This window comes from Mesorhizobium sp. LSJC280B00, assembly GCF_000502835.1.
Taxonomy (GTDB): domain Bacteria; phylum Pseudomonadota; class Alphaproteobacteria; order Rhizobiales; family Rhizobiaceae; genus Mesorhizobium.
This window is the reverse complement of record NZ_AYVL01000005.1, coordinates 173945-192177: the sequence shown is the minus strand read 5'-3', so window position 1 is coordinate 192177 and position 18233 is coordinate 173945. Positions and strand designations below refer to the sequence as shown.

General features: G+C 63.8%; 6 protein-coding genes. 1 reads left to right on the top strand and 5 read right to left on the bottom strand.

Translation table 11 applies throughout. From position 1 onward, the window contains the following. Positions 1–46: 46 nt before the first annotated feature. From X773_RS49730 to X773_RS49710, 5 genes are all read right to left on the bottom strand, one after another. Entirely contained in the window at positions 47–1204 is a 1158-nt protein-coding gene (locus X773_RS49730) for an ABC transporter permease (RefSeq protein WP_023675848.1), read from the bottom strand. 11 nt (positions 1205–1215) lie between these two features. Continuing rightward, positions 1216–2250 carry an ABC transporter permease gene (locus X773_RS49725; protein ID WP_023675847.1) on the bottom strand — a complete coding sequence of 345 codons (1035 nt, stop codon included), beginning with the start codon at positions 2248–2250 and terminating at the stop codon, positions 1216–1218. A 221-nt stretch (positions 2251–2471) separates the two neighbouring features. Beyond that, on the bottom strand, positions 2472–4124 hold the full coding sequence (locus X773_RS49720) for an ABC transporter substrate-binding protein (protein ID WP_023675846.1): 1653 nt from the start codon (positions 4122–4124) through the stop codon (positions 2472–2474). A 261-nt stretch (positions 4125–4385) separates the two neighbouring features. Continuing rightward, positions 4386–10436 (bottom strand): translocation/assembly module TamB domain-containing protein, encoded by a 6051-nt coding sequence (locus X773_RS49715; protein WP_023675845.1) that lies wholly within the window; start codon positions 10434–10436, stop codon positions 4386–4388. Then, positions 10436–12361 carry an autotransporter assembly complex family protein gene (locus X773_RS49710; protein ID WP_023675844.1) on the bottom strand — a complete coding sequence of 642 codons (1926 nt, stop codon included), beginning with the start codon at positions 12359–12361 and terminating at the stop codon, positions 10436–10438. Before X773_RS49710 ends, X773_RS49715 begins: the two co-directional genes overlap by 1 nt. Positions 12362–12634: 273 nt before the next feature. Here X773_RS49710 and X773_RS49705 point away from each other — a divergent pair, with 273 nt between their 5' ends. Then, positions 12635–18115: an alpha-2-macroglobulin family protein gene (locus tag X773_RS49705; protein WP_023675843.1), complete on the top strand. Its 5481-nt coding sequence runs from the start codon at positions 12635–12637 to the stop codon at positions 18113–18115. The last annotated feature ends 118 nt before the right edge of the window (positions 18116–18233 follow it).

The window sequence follows — 18233 nt, the reverse complement described above, 5'->3', positions numbered from 1 at the left end:
GTTCTTCAGGCATGTCGGGCCGAACCCGGCATCGATCTTCCCGGCATCAATCTTTCATAGACTGTTCGCGCAACGAATCCGCCAGGAGGTTGAGGCCGAGCACGAACGACATCAATGCGATCGTCGGCGGCAGCGCCGGGTGGATGAAGGAGCGCAGCAGCCGGCTGGCATCCTTGATCGCCGTGCCCCAGTCCGGGCTTTCCGGCGCCAGTCCCAGCCCGAAATAGCCGAGCGTGCCGAGCAGGATCGTGGTGTAGCCGATGCGCAGGCAGGCGTCGACGATCAGCGGCCCGCGCGCATTGGGCAATATCTCCCACAGCATGATGTACCAGGGCGATTCACCGCGCGTTTGTGCCGCCGCAACATAGTCGCGCGTTTTGATATCCATGACCAGGCCGCGCACGATGCGGAACACGCCGGGGCTGGAGGCGAACACCACCGCCACGAAGATGTTGAGCTGGTTGGGATCGATGTGGATGATCTTGAACGGATCGGCATCGAAGACAAGGCCTGCATAGATCCAGCCGCCAAGTACCAACGTCAGGCCAAGCAGGATATAGAGGCGGTCGGGGCGGTTCTTGTAGCGCGTCCAGAACAGCACACTGAAGAAGATGATCGGAAACAGGAAGAACAGCCCTGCCATCGCGTAGGGGATCGGCGTGTCCATGATGCCCGGCGTCACCAGCAGGTAGAACAGGAGGATCACCGGGAAGGCCAGCACAAGGTTGGCGAGGAAGGACAGCACCGTATCGATCTTGCCGCCATAATAGCCGGCCGGCAGGCCGAGCGTAATGCCGACCATCAGCGCAAAACCGGTCGCCGCCGGCGCGATGATCAGCACGATCTGGCTGCCATAGACCATGCGGGAGAACACGTCGCGGGCGAGCTTGTCGCCGCCGAAATAGTATACAAGTTTCGACGCCGGCTCGATTGCGCCCGGCAGCGCGTCCTTCATGATCGGCACTTGGGCGAGCGGATCGAAGGGCGAGATGGTCGACGCGAAGATCGCCGTAAACAGCCAGAACAGGCAGATGCCGACGCCGACGATGCCGACGCCGCTGTCGAAAAGCTGGCCGTAAAGGCCTAGCTTCTTCTTGTAGCCGAAGCTCGCCCCCATCACCAGGGCGAGAGCGATCCAGACCGGCCAGAAGCGGGTAAGCACGCCGAGTACGACGTTGAAGGCGCTGAGATATTCGACCTGCATCCGCCGGTCTCCTATTGAACTCTGATGCGCGGATTGAGGAACGCGTAGCCGACATCGGAGATGAGCTGTGTGATCAGGACGATAAACACCGAGACCAGCGAGCAGCCGAGCAGAAGATCGATGTCGTTGTTGCCGGCGGCCTCGACCAGCGTGTAGCCGAACCCCTGGTAGCGGAACATCACCTCGACGATGACGACGCCGGTGAGCAGCCAGGGGAACTGCAGCATGATGACCGTGAATGGCGCGATCAGCGCGTTGCGCAGAGCGTGCTTTATCACCACGCTGCCGAAGGAGAGGCCCTTCAGCCGGGCGGTTCGGATATATTGCTGTGTCATCACCTCCACCATCGAGGCGCGGGTCATGCGAGCGATGTAGCCGATGCCGTATATCGCCAGCGTCATCACCGGTAAGGTGAAATTATAGAAGGTGATGCCCTGGCTGGCCGAGGCCGCCGAACCGTTCAGCACGCCAAGCCAGGAGGCAAAGATCACGGTGAAGATAACGCCCGAAACATATTCGGGCGTCGCCGTCGAGGCGATCGAAGCCACCGACAATGTGCGGTCGGTGCGTGAACCCTCGCGCATGCCGGCGAGAATACCGATCAAAAGCGAGATCGGCACCATTACGGCCAGCACGCAGAGCATCAGGATGCCGGTGGCGCTGAGCGCCGGAAAGAGTTTCGAAGCGACCGTCGTCTTGAACTTGGTCGAGCAACCGAAATCGCCTTGCAGGATGCCGGAGAATGTCGGCACGACCGGATCGTTGCAGAAGGAGAAACGCTGTGCGGGCTTGCCGGTCGCCGGGTCGGTCACCGGCTGCTTGGGCATGATGCCCAGCCATTGGCCGTAGCGGATAAAGAAATTCTGCCGATAGCCATGGTTGACCAGCCAAGCCTCAAGCTGCTCGGCGGATGTGTGCATTTCGGTCTGGCTGATCGCGAGCTTCTTCAGATTAGGCCCGAGATTGACCAGGAAGAAGACGATCATCGTCAGGCACAGCATCGTCAATGCCATGGTGCCGAGACGCCTGATAACGAAAGAAAGCATGGCGGTCCCCTGCCGGTCGGGTTGGGGGGTGGAACCGGTTTGCAAGCCGTGCGCTGCCGCCAGCGGCAGAACAAGCCTTCAGACCAGTCCCAGATGCAATACCCTTTTTATTGCAGACCCAGGCCGAAGAGTCCGCAACTTTTTGCTGCGCCGACTTCCGGTCCAAGGACCATGCAAAGAGCGAGGGAAAGGGGCGAGACGCCCCTTTCCGGATCGTCCGGTCAGGCCTGCTCGAGCCAGACCTTGCCGTAGTCGCGCTCGAAGGTCGGGTGCATCTTGTAGTTCTGCACCGCCTTGACCGAATGGCTGTAGAGCTTGCGCCAATAAGGCTGGATGATAATGCCGGAATCCTGCAGGATCTGCTCGATGTCCTTCATCATTTCCTTGCGCTTGGCTGCGTCGGCAACCGCGAGCGCAGCGTTGAGCTTGGCATCCCACTCCGGATTCGACCAAGCCGTCTCATTCCAGGCTTCACCGGTACGATACCCGATCGCCAGAACCTGGACGCCGAGCGGCCGCATGTTCCAGTTGGTCATCGACAGCGGATACTTCGTCCAGTCGTTCCAGAAGGTCGAACCCGGCAGCACCGTACGTTTGACCTTGATGCCGGCGTCGCGCATCTGCGCGGCGATCGCATCGCCTGTGTTCTTGTGCCAGTCCTCGTCGACCGTGATCAGCTCGTGCTCGAAATCGGCCTGGCCGGCTTCCGCCATCAGCGCCTTTGCCTTCGCCGGGTCGCGAGCAACCTTCGGCAATTCGTAGTATTCCGGATGGATCGGGGCGACATGGTGGTTCTCGGCAACCGTGCCGGCATTGCCGTAGCCGAGCTGGAGGACGACAGCGTTGTCGACCGCGAGCTGCAGGGCGTTGCGAACCTTCTGGTCGCCGTAAGGCTTGTTGGCCACATTGGTGCGGCAGACGATCGTCGAGGCGGTGACGACCTCGGACTTCGCCAAGTCCATGCCGTCGAGGATCGACACATAGTCGGCCGAGGTTTCGAAATTGGTGTGCACTTCGCCTGCTTCGAAAGCGCTGACCATCGCCGCCGGATCGGTGCCGTAGTCGATGAACTCGATGCCGTCGAGGAAGACGTCACCATCCCACCATTTGTTGTCTTCGCGGCGCTTGTAGACCACTTTCTGGCCGACATCGTAGGAGACCAGCTCGAACGGCCCAGTGCCGATCGGGCAGGACTTGAAGTCGCCGCCTTTTTCGTCGAACGTCTTGTGGACGATGAGGCCGGGATAGTCGCACACGTTGGGAATGAGGGCGATATCCGGCTTGCTGAGCGTCAGCTTGATCGTGTGGTCATCGACCTTGGTCACCGCGCTCTCATCCAGCTTGTCGTCCTTGACCAGCGAACCGAGGCGACCCGGCATGGAATTGCCTTCGGCCTTCTTGTCGGCCCAACGCTTGAGGTTGAAGATGACGTCGTCTGCGGTGAACGGATCGCCGTTGTTCCAGGTGACGCCTTTGCGCACATGCAGCGTGTATTCGGTGGCGTCGTCATTCACGTCCCAGCTCTCCAGCAGATAGGGGCGGAACGTGTATTCGGTGGTGTATTTGACCAGCGGCTCGAGCGCCTGGCGCTCGGCATTGGCGATTTCCGACCAGTCGGACTTGCGCGGATCCTTCGGATCCTTAATCCATTGCGCGACCTTCAGTATCCCGCCTTTCTTGCCCTTCACCTCTTCCGCCTTGGCCGGCGTCGGGTCTGCAAGGCCAAGCATGCCATAGGCCATCGCCGTCGAGGCGCCGAAGACGCTGGCGAGAGCCAGAAATTCGCGACGATCCATCTTGCCTGCCTTGGCATCTTCGGCCATGGCCAGGATGTGATCGGGAACGCGGTCGCCGTTACTCTTGTAGATCGTCATGACTAACTCCCATTGTTGGCTTTCTGCCTTTTAACATTCCGCATCCGCGCCATGATGTCAAAGACGGCACGGATTGGGAACATGCCAAGGAATGTGCAACTTTGAAAGCAGGGCGGTTCGCGCGATAACGACAGTCTTGGCGCAAATTTGCTACTGCGCCAGGGATTTCGTCTGAAATCTCAACGGGCAATTAAACTGGGACATTCGCCGCTGCGCCGCTCGTTCTTCAGGCAACCAGTTGTTCTGCGCGAACGGCCGGTTTCAATATTCCCGTTCGTAGAAAACACCGCCTTTGGCTTCGCCGGCGTCGGTTGCCTCGCCACGCAGCTTGACGCCGCGCCCAACGTCGAGATCGACGGTTGCCTTACCCGAGCCCGGCCTGTCGCCCTTCTGGATCGTCACATAGGTACGGTCGTTGAGATACTTGCCCGCCGAGACGGCGGTGCCACCCTGTTCATCGGTGATTACGTCGAGATCGTCGACGCCGATTGCGCTGCGCAGGTTCTGCAGCAGGGAGGTCGAGCCGCCGACGCCGGCCAGTTGTCCGGCAGCCTCGGCAAGCTGCGCGATCTGCAGCGGCGACAGGTTCGACATCGAACGGCCGAAGATCAGCTGCGCCAGCACCTCATCCTCCGGCAACGCGGGTACCGAGGAGAAGGTGAATTTCGGGTTGTTCGCCTCGCCCGACACCACGATGGTCACGGTGGCGCTGGTCGTCTTCGATTGCGCCGTGAGATTGAGGTAGGGCACCAGAGAGCCGGAAAAGCCGACGGTGCCTTCGGTGAAGGTCAGCCGCTTGGCAAGGATCGTCAACCGCCCGCGCCGCAAGGTGAAGGTGCCGACCGCCTGGGGTGACGATGCCGGGCCGGTCAGCCGCAGCGAACCGCCGAGCTCGGCGTCGACACCCCTGCCCTGGATGAAGATCTGGCTCGGCGCATTGACTGTGACGTCGAGATTGAGGCCGCTGCCGCCGCCACCGCTGCTTGCAGCGGCCGGGCGCAACGCCTTGTCCTGCGCACGTACGGCGGCCGGCGCATTCTTGTGCTTGACGTTGAGCTCGGCCAGCGAGCCGGGCAGCTTTTCGGGTACGGTGATGACGGTCTTGGCCAAGTTGACGGTACCGGAAATCACCGGCGCGGAGATGAGCGGTCCCTTGACGGTCAGGTCGCCGCCAAGATTGGCAGTGACCACCTTGCCGTCGGTATAGCGGCCGTCGACGAGCTTGATCGACAGATCGGCTGGAAAACCCTTAGCCGGATCGATGCCGACGGTGCCGCTGGCCGAAAGGCTGCCGCGTGTCGACAGCGTGCCGGTCAGGCGATTGATCCTGGCCACGCCATTGCCGATAGCGACATCGGCAGTGATGTCGTTGATCGCAAGCCCCGAGCGCGCGTCGAGCAGGCGGGCGCCTGACGTGCGGACCGTGCCTGAGATCACCGGCGACGTCGCCGGGCCGCGCACCTGCACATCGACGTCGGCCGTGCCGCTCAGGGACAGGCCTTGCGCGGCGAGTGTCCTGGTGAGGAAGGCGAACGGCACCTTGCCGGAAAAGTTGAGATCAAGGGTGGGCCCGCCTGATGTCGTCATCGTGCCGCCGCCCTTGAGGCCGAGGCCGGCGGCATCGCTCATGTTGGCGTCGAACGTCAGTCTGTTGCCCGAATACGTACCTGAGGATGAAACGCCCATGCCGCCGAAACCTGCACCACGGGTCTGCGACGTCTGAACGCCTGCGGCGTCGATCTTGAAGGCAACGGCCGGATTGGCCGGCGCGCCCGTCACCTTCACCGTGCCTGAGATGGAACCGGCGGCATCGAGGCCCGGCGAAAAACTGTTGGCTATCGAGATCGGGATGCGGGCCAGCGTCGCGTTGAGGTCGAACGCCTGCCCAGCCTTGCCCGTGACCGTCGCCGTGCCGCCGCCGAGGTTGAGCACCAGCCTGTCGAGGCTGGTCACTCCATTGGCGATGTTGATGGTCGAGGCCTGGGCGATGGCCGCCTTGATGCCGCGGATGGTCGCCTCGCCGGAGGCAAGTTCGACCGTCGTCGTGCCCTTGACCGCCTTGACCCGGCCGGCCGCCCTCAGCGGAATATCCTTGACGGTAGCGCCACCGGAAAAGCCGGTCCATTCGCCGTCGCGCTTGAGATCGACGTTGACGCCCCGAATAGCCGTGCCGCCGGAAGTTACGCTGTCGGCACGGATTTTGCCCGAGATCACCGGTGCCGCCAGATAGTTGGCGATCAGCGCGTCGATGCTCACGGCCTTGGCCGAGACATCGCCGCGCGAGATCGAGGCCGTCGTCGCCTTGACGGCGACTTGCGGCACGGTACCCGCCTTGGAGAAGGCGATCGTGCCGCGCACATCGCCATCGGCCTTTTCCAGTGCCAGGGCCGCAAGCGGACCGATATCGGGCAGGTCGAGCGCCACGGTGCCGGCCGGCAGGAAGGCATCGTCGAGCGCCAGGTCGCCGGAGATACGGTTCTTGCCGAGCGACAGCAAAAGTCCATTGATGGCGCGTTTGCCGTCCGATGTCGCCAGCACGGCGCTGCCCTGCAGCGGTTGGCCGCCGACATTTCCGGTGAGTTGCACATTCGCAGCCGGGTTGGCGGCATCAGCCTTGCCGGTGGCAGTGAGCTTCAGACCGGTGATCTCGCGCGCCGCGACCGAAAGCCTGTCGCTGTTGATACTCAGCGACAGATCCGGCGCGGTGCTGGCGCCTTGCGCATTCAGCGCGAAAGAGATGGCGCCTTTGGCGTCCTTGGATAGCAGCGAGACGTCGCCTAGCGCGCCTTTGACGTCGGCGCTGAGCTTGTTGTCGGCAAGGCTCGCCTGGCCGTCTGCCGTCAGCGAACCGGACGACAGCCTGACGGTATTGGCGGTGACATTGCCATTGGCGTCCCGCTTCAGCGCGGCACTGAATTGCGTTCGCTCGGCGAGCACGCCACGTACCGACCCCGGCAGTGCCGCCGAGGCGGCGTCCGCCTTGACATTGAGGGCGATGGGGCCGTCGGCCAGCGAGACCCGCCCGTTGAAGCCGCTGTTCAACGCGTCGCTGGTCACCGTGCCGCTATCGATGACGATGGCATCGGCGGCAAGGCTGCCGGCGAGTTTGGCGGTGACCTTGCCGGCGATCAGCGGCGCGATAGTCGGATTGTCGAGGCCGATTTTTTCGGCAGTCACGGTGCCGGAGATCGGCCCGCTCCGGGCTTTCACGTCAAAGCGATCGGAGTGCAGCGCAAGCGTGATGCCCTCGATCTTAGCCAGATTGGTGGCGGCCGATGGCAGCGTCGCGGAAATGTCGAGCTTCGGCTGGGCGCCCTGCCCGGCCGCCGTTAGCGATATCGCCTGTAGCTCGAGCTTGATCGGGCTCTCCTTGCTGCCAAGTGACAACGGCAGGCTCGGACCGGTAGAGGCCAGGTCGAGCGAAAAATCGCTGGCACCGTTCGGATTGATGGTGCCGGCTGCCTTGCCGGAGATTTTCTCGCCGGCAAGCGTCGCCTGCTCGATGGCCAGGCCGCTGGCCGACGAGAAACGGCCTGCCGCGTCGAGATCCAGCGGCCCGAGGCCAGCCTGCCGGGTCTGGCTGGTTTCGGCGCCGCTGAGGCGGGCGGTGAAGCGAATATCTGGGGCAGCCGACGATCCGGTGACCTGCGCGGTGCCGCTGAGCGCGCCGACGGCATCGAGACCCGGTGAAAAATCATTGGCAAGCGCTGCCGGCACCGCCGACAAGGTGGCAGCGAGATCGAGCGTCTGGCCGGCCGTACCCGACACGGCAACCGAACCACCGCCGACACCGAGCGCCAATTTCTCTATGCTCACCCTGCCATTGGCGATTGTCAGCGCTGATGGCTGCGCGACAGCTGCCTTGATGCCGCGGATGGTCGCCTCGCCCGAGGCAAGCTCGATGCTGGTGGTGCCGTTCGCAACCCTGACCCGCCCGGACGCGCTGGCCGGAATGCCGGCGACCGTGGCGCCGCCGCTAAAGCCGGTCCAGTCGCCATCGCGCTTCAGGTCGACATCGATGCCGCTGATCACCGTGGTTCCGGAGGTGATCGTGTCGGCCTTGATCTTGCCGGCGATTGCCGGTGCTTTGAGATAATTGGCGACCAGCGCGTTGACGGCGATTGTCTTCGCCGCCAGTTCGCCGCGCGAAATCACGGCGCTCGTCGCATCGATCGCGACCGTCGGCGCTCCGTTGTCGTTCGCAAAGCGGATGGTGCCGCGCACGTCGCCGGCTACCGACTGGCCCGCGAGTGCGGCCAGCGGAGCAATATCGGCGGCATCGAGGGTCAACGTGCCGAGCGGCAGCAGGTTGTCGTCGAGCCCGAGGTCGCCGGAGACCTTGTTGTCGGCTAACGAGACGGCAAGTCCATTGATGGAGCGCTTGCCGTCGGTTGTGACCAGCGATGCCTTGAGGTCGAGCGGCTGGTCGTCGACCGAGCCGGTCAGCGAGACATCGGCGGCTGGACTGGCGATATCGGCCTTGCCGCTCGCGCTCAGCTTGATCTGTTTCACCATATGACCGGACGCCGTCAGGCTGTCGCTGTTGGCCGAAACCGAGAAATCCGGAGCGCTGCGCGCGCCGCTTGCGGTCAGCGCGAAACCGACGGCGCCGCCGACCTTGGCGCCGACCAGCGGCGACAGCACCGATACGTCGCCCAGCGTACCCTTGATGTCGGCCCGGATATCGGTGCCTTGCGCACTGGCGGTGCCGCTGGCGCTAAGCGTGCCGGAGGTGAGTTGCAATGCGTTGGCGGCGAACGCACCGTCCGGGTCGCGTGTCGCGGTTGCGGAAAACTGCACGCGCTCGCCGAGAACCGAGCTGATTTGCGGCGGCAGCGCCGTCGAAGCCGCGTCGGCATTCATCTTGAGCGTCATCGACAGATCGGCAAGCGCCACTGTGGCTGTTACGGACGCATTGAGCGCGTCGCTGCGTAGCGTGCCGTCGTCGACGACAATCTGTTCCTTGCTGACGGAGCCGGCGAGACCGGCGCTGACCCTGCCCGTTATCAGCGGCGCCAAAGTCGCGACGTCGGTGTTCAGGTCGGCCGCCGTCAGCTTGATGGTGACCGGCCCGCTACGGTTCTGGATGTCGAAACCATCGGAATGCACTTGCCCGATCAGGTCGTCCACCCGCGTGCCGCCCGCCACCACCGAGACCAGCGACGCGCCGATATCGACCATCGGCGCCTTGCCACCGCCGAAAGCGCGGGCCGTGGCATCCTTGATCGCCACGGTTATCGGCTGCGCCTCGCTGCCGAGGCTGAGCACGATCGGCGGCCCCTTTGCGGCGAGCTTCACCGAAAGGTCGCTGGCGCCGTTCGGATCGACAATGCCTGTGGCGGTCGCGTGCACGGCGCCGCTGTCGATATTGGCGCGCTCGACATCGACGCCGCCGGCCGCGGTCGCTGTGCCGGCGAGGTCGAAGGTGGTCTTGCCGGCAAACAGCGGTTTCAGGGTTTCGGGCAGGAAGCGCTCGAATTCGCCATCGCCGTTGGCCTCGACATAATGACCCTTGTCGGTGAGCTGATGGCGACCGGTAAGCTGGGTGACGATCCGGCCGTCGACAACGAAGGTCCCTATGCCATTCCAGTTGGCGAGCGGTCCGGTGCCGGAAACGACAATGTTGACCGGCGGCGCGCCCGGCAGGTTGAGCAGGTTGGCGATGATGCCGCCGGCCGGCTCGGATGCCTTAAGGTCGAGGTCGAGCTTGTTGTCGGCCGGCGCGAAATGGGCTTTGGCGTCGACCGTGCCTTGCTTGCCGTCGTGGCGAACGATGTTGAGGTTGGTCTCGATCGCCAATGGTGAGGCGTCCGCCTTGAGCGCTCCCTTGGCTGCAAGTTCGGCGACACCGCTGCCGGCCAGAGCCTGCCCGAGCGCGATTTCGGGAAGGTCGAGTTGCCTGACGTCGATGGAAACCGGCAGCGTCGTCGCTCCGCTTTGGCTCGACTGTGTATTGGCCACCGGCAGCCTTGCCAACTCGATACGCTCGGCCCCAATGCGATCGGCGCTGAAGCTCTTCGACAGGAGTGCCAGCGGCGACCAATCGACGGCCACGTTGCGCGCCACCATCCAGGCGCCTTCGCGATCCTCCAGAACGACATGATCGACCCTCAGCGCGCCCGACCAGATGCCGTCGATGCCGACGACAGTGACCTTGCGATCACCGGTCGAGGCCATGGTCGAGATGATGCCGGCAAGGTTTTCGCGGCCGCGCTCGGTTTTGGTCAGCACGACGAGCGCCCCCACCGCCGCTGCCACGACGATGAGCAGCGTGTAGAAAAGGATACGGAGGATGCGCCTGAATATTGCCATCAGAATGCCTGGCCGATGCCGGCATAAATGCCGAAATGAGGATCGTCGGGGCCGCGGTTGAGCGGCACCGCCGCGTCGACGCGCAGCGGCCCGAACGCCGTCAGATAGCGCAAGCCTACACCCGCGCCGACCTTCATGTCCGAAAAATCGGGGACCTGCCTGGTCGACACCGTGCCGGCATCGACGAACGGCACGACGCCGATCTTGTCGGTGACGGCGATGCGCATCTCGACCGAGGTCTCGAAGAAGGAAAGCCCGCCGATCGGCTCTCCATTGCTGTCCTTCGGGCCGATGCCTTGATAGGCATAGCCGCGCACCGAACCGCCGCCGCCTGAGTAGAAGCGTCGATCTGCCGGAACATCTTGAAGACTGGCGCCGATGATAGAGCCGATGGCGACACGTTCGGCGAAAACGAATTTCGAGGCCGAATCGAGTGACTGGTAGGCCGACCCCTCGCCCTTCAGCTTGACAAACGCAGCCCCGCTCAAAATGTCGTAGCTCGGCTCGCCATAGGCCAGCACCCTGAAGCCCCGGGTCGGATTGAGCTTGCTGTCGCGATTGTCGTAGACATATTGCAGTGGAATGCTGGCGATCAGATAGGTGTGCTTGCCGAAAGCGTCGTGGATCCTCGAATAATCCAGCGCGACTTGCGCGGAAACCGTCTGCTTCTTGTCGAGTTCGTAGGATAGGCCGGTGCTGCCCTTGACCGAGAAATGGTCGTAGGCGTCGGGGTGCTCCAGCACGGTATTGACGCTGGCAATGAATTTCGACGCCGGCCCGACCACGCCCGGCTTTTCGAACATGACGCCGGCATTGTAATTGAGCTGGGTCAAGTCGTTGCTGCCGATGCCGCTGATCTTGCCGTCGATGCGCAGCTTTTCGGCGCGGCCAAACAGATTGCGATGCCCCCAATAGCCTTCGAGGCCCAGCCCCTCGGTGTTTGAGAAGCTGCCGCCAATGCCGAAATAGCGCGGCTTGCGCTCGCTGACCTCGACACCGATCGGGATGTTGCCCTCGGCGTCGAGCGCGTCGGCTTCCTTCACCGTCACGCTGTTGAAGACCTCGAGCCCGAGCAGCCGGTCGCGCGCGTCGTCGATCTCATCGGGCGAATACTGGCGGCCGCGCTTCAGGCCGGTCATATATTCGGTGAAGTCGCGGTCGACCTTTTCGGTGCCCTCGACAGTGGTGTCGCCATAGCCGGCGACCGGGCCGGCGGCGACGGCAAGCGTCACGTCGAGCGTCGAACCGGCGTGCTCGGCGACGATCTCGCGGCCCGTCACCTTGGCCAGCGGCCTGCCTTCTTGCTTGAGTGCCCGCACGATCGCCGCCTCGGCCTTGAGCACGGCGCCCGAACTGGCGTCACCGCCGGCGATCAGGCCGAAATCGGCACTTGCCAGCCCCGCCGCATCGCCTTCCAGTTTGATGTTGCCAAGCGTGAATTTCGGCCCGGCTGCTATGCTTATCCCCACCGGTATCGGCTGCGGACCCGAAAACTCGGCATCGGGCGGCAGATCGTCGAGCGGCTTGCCCTGAATAGTGATGGTGACGACACCCTCGTAGCGGGCGTCAGTGTAGAGTGCGGCAACAAGTTGCTCACGGTCACTGCGCGCCTTGGCCAGCAGGCCGAGAGAACCGGATACCGGGTGTTCCTCGTCGGCCTTCAGCGCCGAGGCGTTTTCGAGCTTCTCGGCGAGATCCTTGTCGGCGTCCGGCGCCTCGATCGTCACCGCATAGCGCAGCGGGTCGACGATATCGGCATCTTCGTCTTTGGATCCCCACAGCTTGATGCCGAAAATCTCGAAGGCTGCCGCACTTCCGGTTTCGGCAACAAGTGCCGTAGAGCACAACAATGCGAAAAGCAGGGCGCGCGAAAGCGCGCGCCGTGGCGCGGTTCCTCCCGACATCTGCCTTTCATACGCCGGCATTACGCTCCTAGCCTAGCTCGCAAACCTAAAATTGGAATGAAGTTCTGAAGCACTCGTAAAGGGGCCACAATCCAATTGCTGAAATAGACAGGGCTTGGAACTCACACCTTCTGCGTCGCCGCAAGAAAGCGTGATCCCCTGTCCTATGGAGCTACTACCGGTCACCGGCCGGAAAGCAAACCGTTGGCAGGCGGATCCTGCCGCGTCCCGATGTTGACAAGCGCGACTGAAGCTTGAAGATTTCTGGACGTAAGCACTTGTCTGGAGGGGTTTATGGCAATGCGCGCGGCTCGTGGTCTATCGATTCTTTTCCTTCTCTTTTTTGCCTGGAGCGGTGTCGCGCAAGCGGCCGAAGCCCGGCGGGTGGTGACATCGGACAATTCCGACTATTTCGGTTTCGATCTCAGATCCGACCAGAATGTCAGCCTCGACCAGTGCAAGACCACCTGCCTCGGCGACCCGGCCTGCCGCGCCTTCACCTACAACCTCAAGGCCAAATGGTGCTTCCTTAAATCCGATTACAATTCGTTGAAACCCTTCGGCGGCGCCGTCGCCGGCAAGATCGTCAACATCGATGGCGATCCCGACATCGGCGCGCCACCCGAACTCGCCTTCTTCCCCAACTGGATGGCCGACCAGGCCCAGCAATACCGCAACAAGCTCACTGGCCCGACCTACACCAAGCCGACAGAAGGGCTGACGGCGCTGAGGGCCGCCGCCGAACAGTCGGCGCTGACGGGCGATCATCGCTCGGCCATGCACAAATACGAAGCGGCGGTTTCGGTGTTGCCTGATGATGGCCAGCTCTGGCTCGAGCTGGCGCGCGAAACGCTTGCCGTCCATCCGACCGCCAACAGCTCGGAGCCGTCGACCCTACCCGCGAACGCCACTTCCGCCGCCTTCAACGCCTACAAATTGCTGCGCACCACCAAGACGCGCGCCGACGTGCTGGCGCTGCTCGGGGACGGCCTTGATCGCCGCGATCTCTACAGGCCGGCCCTGCAGGCCTACGAGGCGAGCCTCGCTCTCGTCAATTCGCCGGCAGTCAGGGCCGCCTATCAGGATCTCAAGGCCCGCAAGGGCTTCCGCGTCATCGATCATACCGTCGATGCCGACACCAGCGCGCCACGCATCTGCGCGCAGTTCTCCGAGGAACTGGTCAAGACCGGCGTCGACTACTCGCAGTTCGTTACTGTCGACAACGCCGCTCCCAAGGGCGTCGAAGCCAAGGACAAGCAGATCTGCGTCGAAGGACTCGAGCACGGCCAACATTATGACGTGACCTTCCGCGCCGGCTTGCCGGCCGCCATTGGCGAAGTCACCGCGGCACCGGTGGTTCTGTCGATCTACGTGCAGGACCGCGCGCCTTCGGCCCGCTTCACCGGCGACAGCTTCGTGCTGCCCGCAGGCGCACGCCGCGGCATACCGGTCGTTACCGTCAACATGAATGCCGCCGAAATGAAGCTCTTCCGCATCGGCGACCGCTCGCTGGCCCAGCTTCTGTCGGGATATCAGTTCCTGCGCCAGCTTGACGGCTACGACATTTCGAACATCTCCGAACAGATGGGCGAGCCGGTCTGGCAAGGCCAGCTCGACATCGCCAACGACCTCAACAAGGAAGTCACCACCTCCTTCCCAATCGACGAGGCTTTGCCGAAGCGCAAGCCCGGCGTCTATGTGCTGACCGCACAAGCCGTCAACGATCGCAGCGACGACTATGATTCGCACGCCACGCAATGGTTCGTCGTCTCCGATATCGGCCTGTCGACCTATACCGGACAGGATGGGCTGAACGTCTTTGCCCGTTCGCTCGCAACCGCCAAGCCGATCGCCGGCGCCGAGCTGACGCTGCTGGCCAGGAACAATGAAATCCTCGGCACCGCGACCACCGACGCGCAAGGGCGGGCGGTGTTCAATCCCGGCCTGACGCGCGGCGACAGCGGCATGGCCCCGGCCGTGCTGATGGCCAAACAGGACGACCACGATTTCGTCTTCCTCGATATGGGCCGCGCCGGCTTCGACCTGTCCGACCGTGGCGTCGCCGGACGGCCGGCACCTGGCGCGCTCGACGTCTATGCCTGGACCGAGCGCGGCATCTACCGCGCCGGCGAAGATGTCCATGTCGCGGCCCTTGCCCGCGACAGTGCCGCCAAGGCGGTCGAGAACCTGCCGCTGACCTTCATCTTCTCGCGGCCCGACGGGGTCGAGGACCGCCGCATCGTCAGCGATGGCGCATCGGCCGGTGGTCACGCGGTCGACCTGCCGCTGGAACCCAACGCCATGCGCGGCACCTGGACGGTGGCGATCCATACCGATCCCAAGCAGGCGGCGGTCGCCAGCCAGATGTTCCTGGTCGAGGACTTCGTACCGGACCGCATCGAGTTCGACCTGTCCTCCGACAAGCAGGAGATCGCGCAGGGCGAGACCGCCAACATTACCGTCGACGGCCGCTTTCTCTACGGCGCGCCGGCCGCGGGCCTCGCGCTCGAAGGCGAATTGACGCTGTCGACCGCCCGTGACTGGGACCGCTTCAAAGGCTATTCCTTCGGTCTGGCCGACGAACAGTCGGCGGAACCGACGGTGACGCCCTTCACCGGCCTGCCGGTGGTCAGCGAGGACGGCAAGGCGATCTTCCCGGTCTCCGTCGATCAATTGCCATCCACCACCAAGCTGGTCGATGCAAAGGTCACTGTCAGGATGCGTGAAACCGGCGGCCGTGCCGTCGAGCGCTCGCTGAATATCGGCATCCGCCCGCAGGGCCACATGATCGGCATCCGCCCGGATTTCGACGACGACGAGGTGCCGCAAGGCGGCACGGCCAAGTTCAGCCTGATCGCCGTCGACCCAGACGGCAAGCGTGAGGCGCTGAAGGGCGCACAGTGGTCGCTGGTCAAGGTCGAGCGCAGCTACCAGTGGTACCGCTCGAGCAACTCCTGGAACTATGAGCCGGTCACCTTCACCAAGGCGGTGGCCAACGGCCAGGTCGACCTGAGCGCCGATGGCGAGGCTACGGTGTCGCTGCCGGTCGACTGGGGCCGCTACCGGCTCGAGATCGAGACAGCGGATCCGGAAGGCCCGGCCACCAGCTACGAGTTCGACGCCGGCTGGTATGTCAGTTCCACCACCACCGAAACGCCCGACGGCCTCGAGATCGCCCTCGACAAGGATACCTATGCGGCGGGTGAAGTGGCCAAGCTCAAAGTGTCGTCGCACTTTGCCGGCGAGCTGCTCGTCACCATCGGCGCCGACAAGCTCCTGAAGACCGTCACCGCCAGCGTGCCGGCCGGCGGCAGCACTGTCGACATCCCGGTCGGCGACGACTGGGGTGCCGGCGCCTACGTCACGGCAACGCTCTTCAGGCCGGGCGATGCGCAAGAGACACGCATGCCGGCGCGCGCCATCGGCGTCAAATGGCTGAAGCTCGATCCCGGCGCGCGGAAGCTTGCCGTCAGCTTGGCGCCGCCGGACAAGACCATGCCGCGCCAGCAGCTGTCGATCCCGGTGGCCGTAGCCGGCGTGCAGCCCGGCACCAACGCCTATGTCATGGTCGCGGCCGTCGACGTCGGCATCCTCAACCTGACCAACTACAAGGTTCCGGATCCGGAGAACTGGTTCTTCGGCCAGCGTATGCTCGGTCTCGAGGTTCGCGACATCTATGGCCGGCTGATCGACGGCTCGCTGGGCACAACCGGTAAGCTGCGCACCGGCGGCGACGGCGCCAACATGCAATCGCAAGGCAGTCCGCCGACCGAAAAGCTGGTCGCCTTCTTCTCCGGCCCGGTCCAGCTCGACTCCGACGGCAAGGCGCGGATCGACTTCGACATACCGCAGTTCAACGGCACCGTGCGCGTCATGGCCGTCGCCTGGACAAAGGAAGCAGTCGGCCATGCCCAGTCCGACGTCATCGTTCGCGATCCGGTGGTGATCACCGCCGGCCTGCCGCGATTCCTGGCGCCCGGCGATTCCGCCGTCATGCGGCTCGACGTCGCCGACACCGACGGCCCCGCTGGCGACTACAAGCTGACCATCGACACGACGGGCGACCTGTCTACCGGCAGTGCCGCCTTGCCTGAAAAGCTGACGCTGGCCAAAGGCAAGCGGCAGACGCTGACCGTGCCGTTGATTGCGCAGACCGCGGGCAACGCCTCGATCACCATCAAGCTTGCGCATGCCGACGGCACCGCCGTCGAGCAGACGCTCTATGTGCCGGTGCGCCCAGCGCAACTGCCGGTGACCACCCGCATGGTCGTCGACCTCAAGGGCAATGGCGGCGCGCTGCGCGTCGACAAGGAACTGCTGGCGGCAAGCCTGCTCGATGGCGCTTCGGTCAGCGTCGGCGTTTCGCAGGCGGCTGCCTTCGATGTACCGTCGCTGCTGATGACGCTCGACCGCTATCCCTATGGTTGCGCCGAACAGACCACCAGCCGCGCCATGCCGCTTCTCTACGTCAACGAGATGGCTTCCGGCATCGGCATGGCCAGCGTCCCCGATCTGCATGGCCGCGTCCAGGACGCCATCTACAAGGTGCTGAGCTACCAGGCATCGGCCGGCAGCTTCGGCCTGTGGGGTCCGGGTTCCGGCGATCTGTGGCTCGACGCCTATGTCACCGATTTCCTCACCCGGGCGCGCGAGCAGAAATACGACGTACCGGCCCTGGCGATGAACCAGGCGCTGAGCAATCTGCAGAACGCGATCGGCTACGATCAGGACGTCCAGGATCGCGGCAGCGAGATCGCCTATGCGCTCTATGTGCTTGCCCGCAACAAAAAGGCCTCGGTCGGCGATCTGCGTTATTATGCCGACACCCAGCTCGAAGCCTTTACCAGCCCGATGGCCGTCGCCCAACTGGCGGCGTCTCTCGCGCTCTACGGTGACACCCAGCGCTCGGAGGCAACCTTCCAGGCCGCGCTGCAACTGGCCAAGTCGACGCCCGAATATGACTATTACCGGTCCGACTATGGCTCGCCACTGCGCGACGGCGCGGCGATCCTGGCGCTTGCCGCGGAAAGCAAGCCGGTGCCGACCATCGTGCCGGCGCTGATCCAGCTGGTGACCAGGGAACGCGCCGACGCCAGGTGGACCAGCACACAGGACGAGTCCTGGATGCTGCTGGCCGCCCGCGCGCTGAAGGCCGGCAATGATTCGATCGCGCTGACCGTCAACGGCGCACCGCATGCCGGCGGCTATTCGGACCAGATCGCCGGTGGCGACCTGGCCGACAGTCCGCTGACCATCGTCAACACCGGCAGAAATCCGCTGCAGGCGGTCGTCACCACCGTGGCCTCGCCGATCCAGCCTCTGCCAGCCGGCGGCAACGGCTTTACCATCAGCCGTACCTACTACAAGCTAGACGGCACAGAGGCCAACGTGACGGAGGTCAAGCAGAACGAACGCTATGTCGTCGTGCTCAAGGTTTACGAGCAGAACACCTGGCCTTCGCGACTGCTGATCACCGACCTGTTGCCGGCCGGCTTCGAGATCGACAATCCGGGCCTGGTCTCCAGCGCCCAATTGACGAACTTCTCCTGGCTGGCGCAGACTGATGCCGCCCATCTCGAATTCCGCGACGACCGTTTCGTCGCGGCTTTCAATCCCAACGACGGCGATGGCGACCGCAACATCACACTCGCCTACCTCGTGCGCGCGGTGACGCCGGGCACCTACGCCCACCCGGCGGCAACGATCGAGGACATGTACCGGCCGCAATATTCGGCTCGCACCGCCACCGGCATGATGGAGGTCAAGGCGCCGTAAGGCAAAAAATAGCGGATAGGAATATGGCGATGGCGCTGCCCCTCATTGCCCTGCCGGGCATTTCTCCCCGTATAGAGACGGGGAGAAAGAGCCATGCGCCGAAGTTTTCGCCGAACTT

Bases quoted from the DNA above. Each gene is read 5' to 3' on its own strand.
- X773_RS49720 (WP_023675846.1), bottom strand. From the start codon at position 4,124: ATGACGATCTACAAGAGTAACGGCGACCGCGTTCCCGATCACATCCTG.
- X773_RS49730 (WP_023675848.1), bottom strand. From the start codon at position 1,204: ATGCAGGTCGAATATCTCAGCGCCTTCAACGTCGTACTCGGCGTGCTT.
- X773_RS49715 (WP_023675845.1), bottom strand. From the start codon at position 10,436: ATGGCAATATTCAGGCGCATCCTCCGTATCCTTTTCTACACGCTGCTC.
- X773_RS49710 (WP_023675844.1), bottom strand. From the start codon at position 12,361: ATGCCGGCGTATGAAAGGCAGATGTCGGGAGGAACCGCGCCACGGCGC.
- X773_RS49705 (WP_023675843.1), top strand. From the start codon at position 12,635: ATGGCAATGCGCGCGGCTCGTGGTCTATCGATTCTTTTCCTTCTCTTT.
- X773_RS49725 (WP_023675847.1), bottom strand. From the start codon at position 2,250: ATGCTTTCTTTCGTTATCAGGCGTCTCGGCACCATGGCATTGACGATG.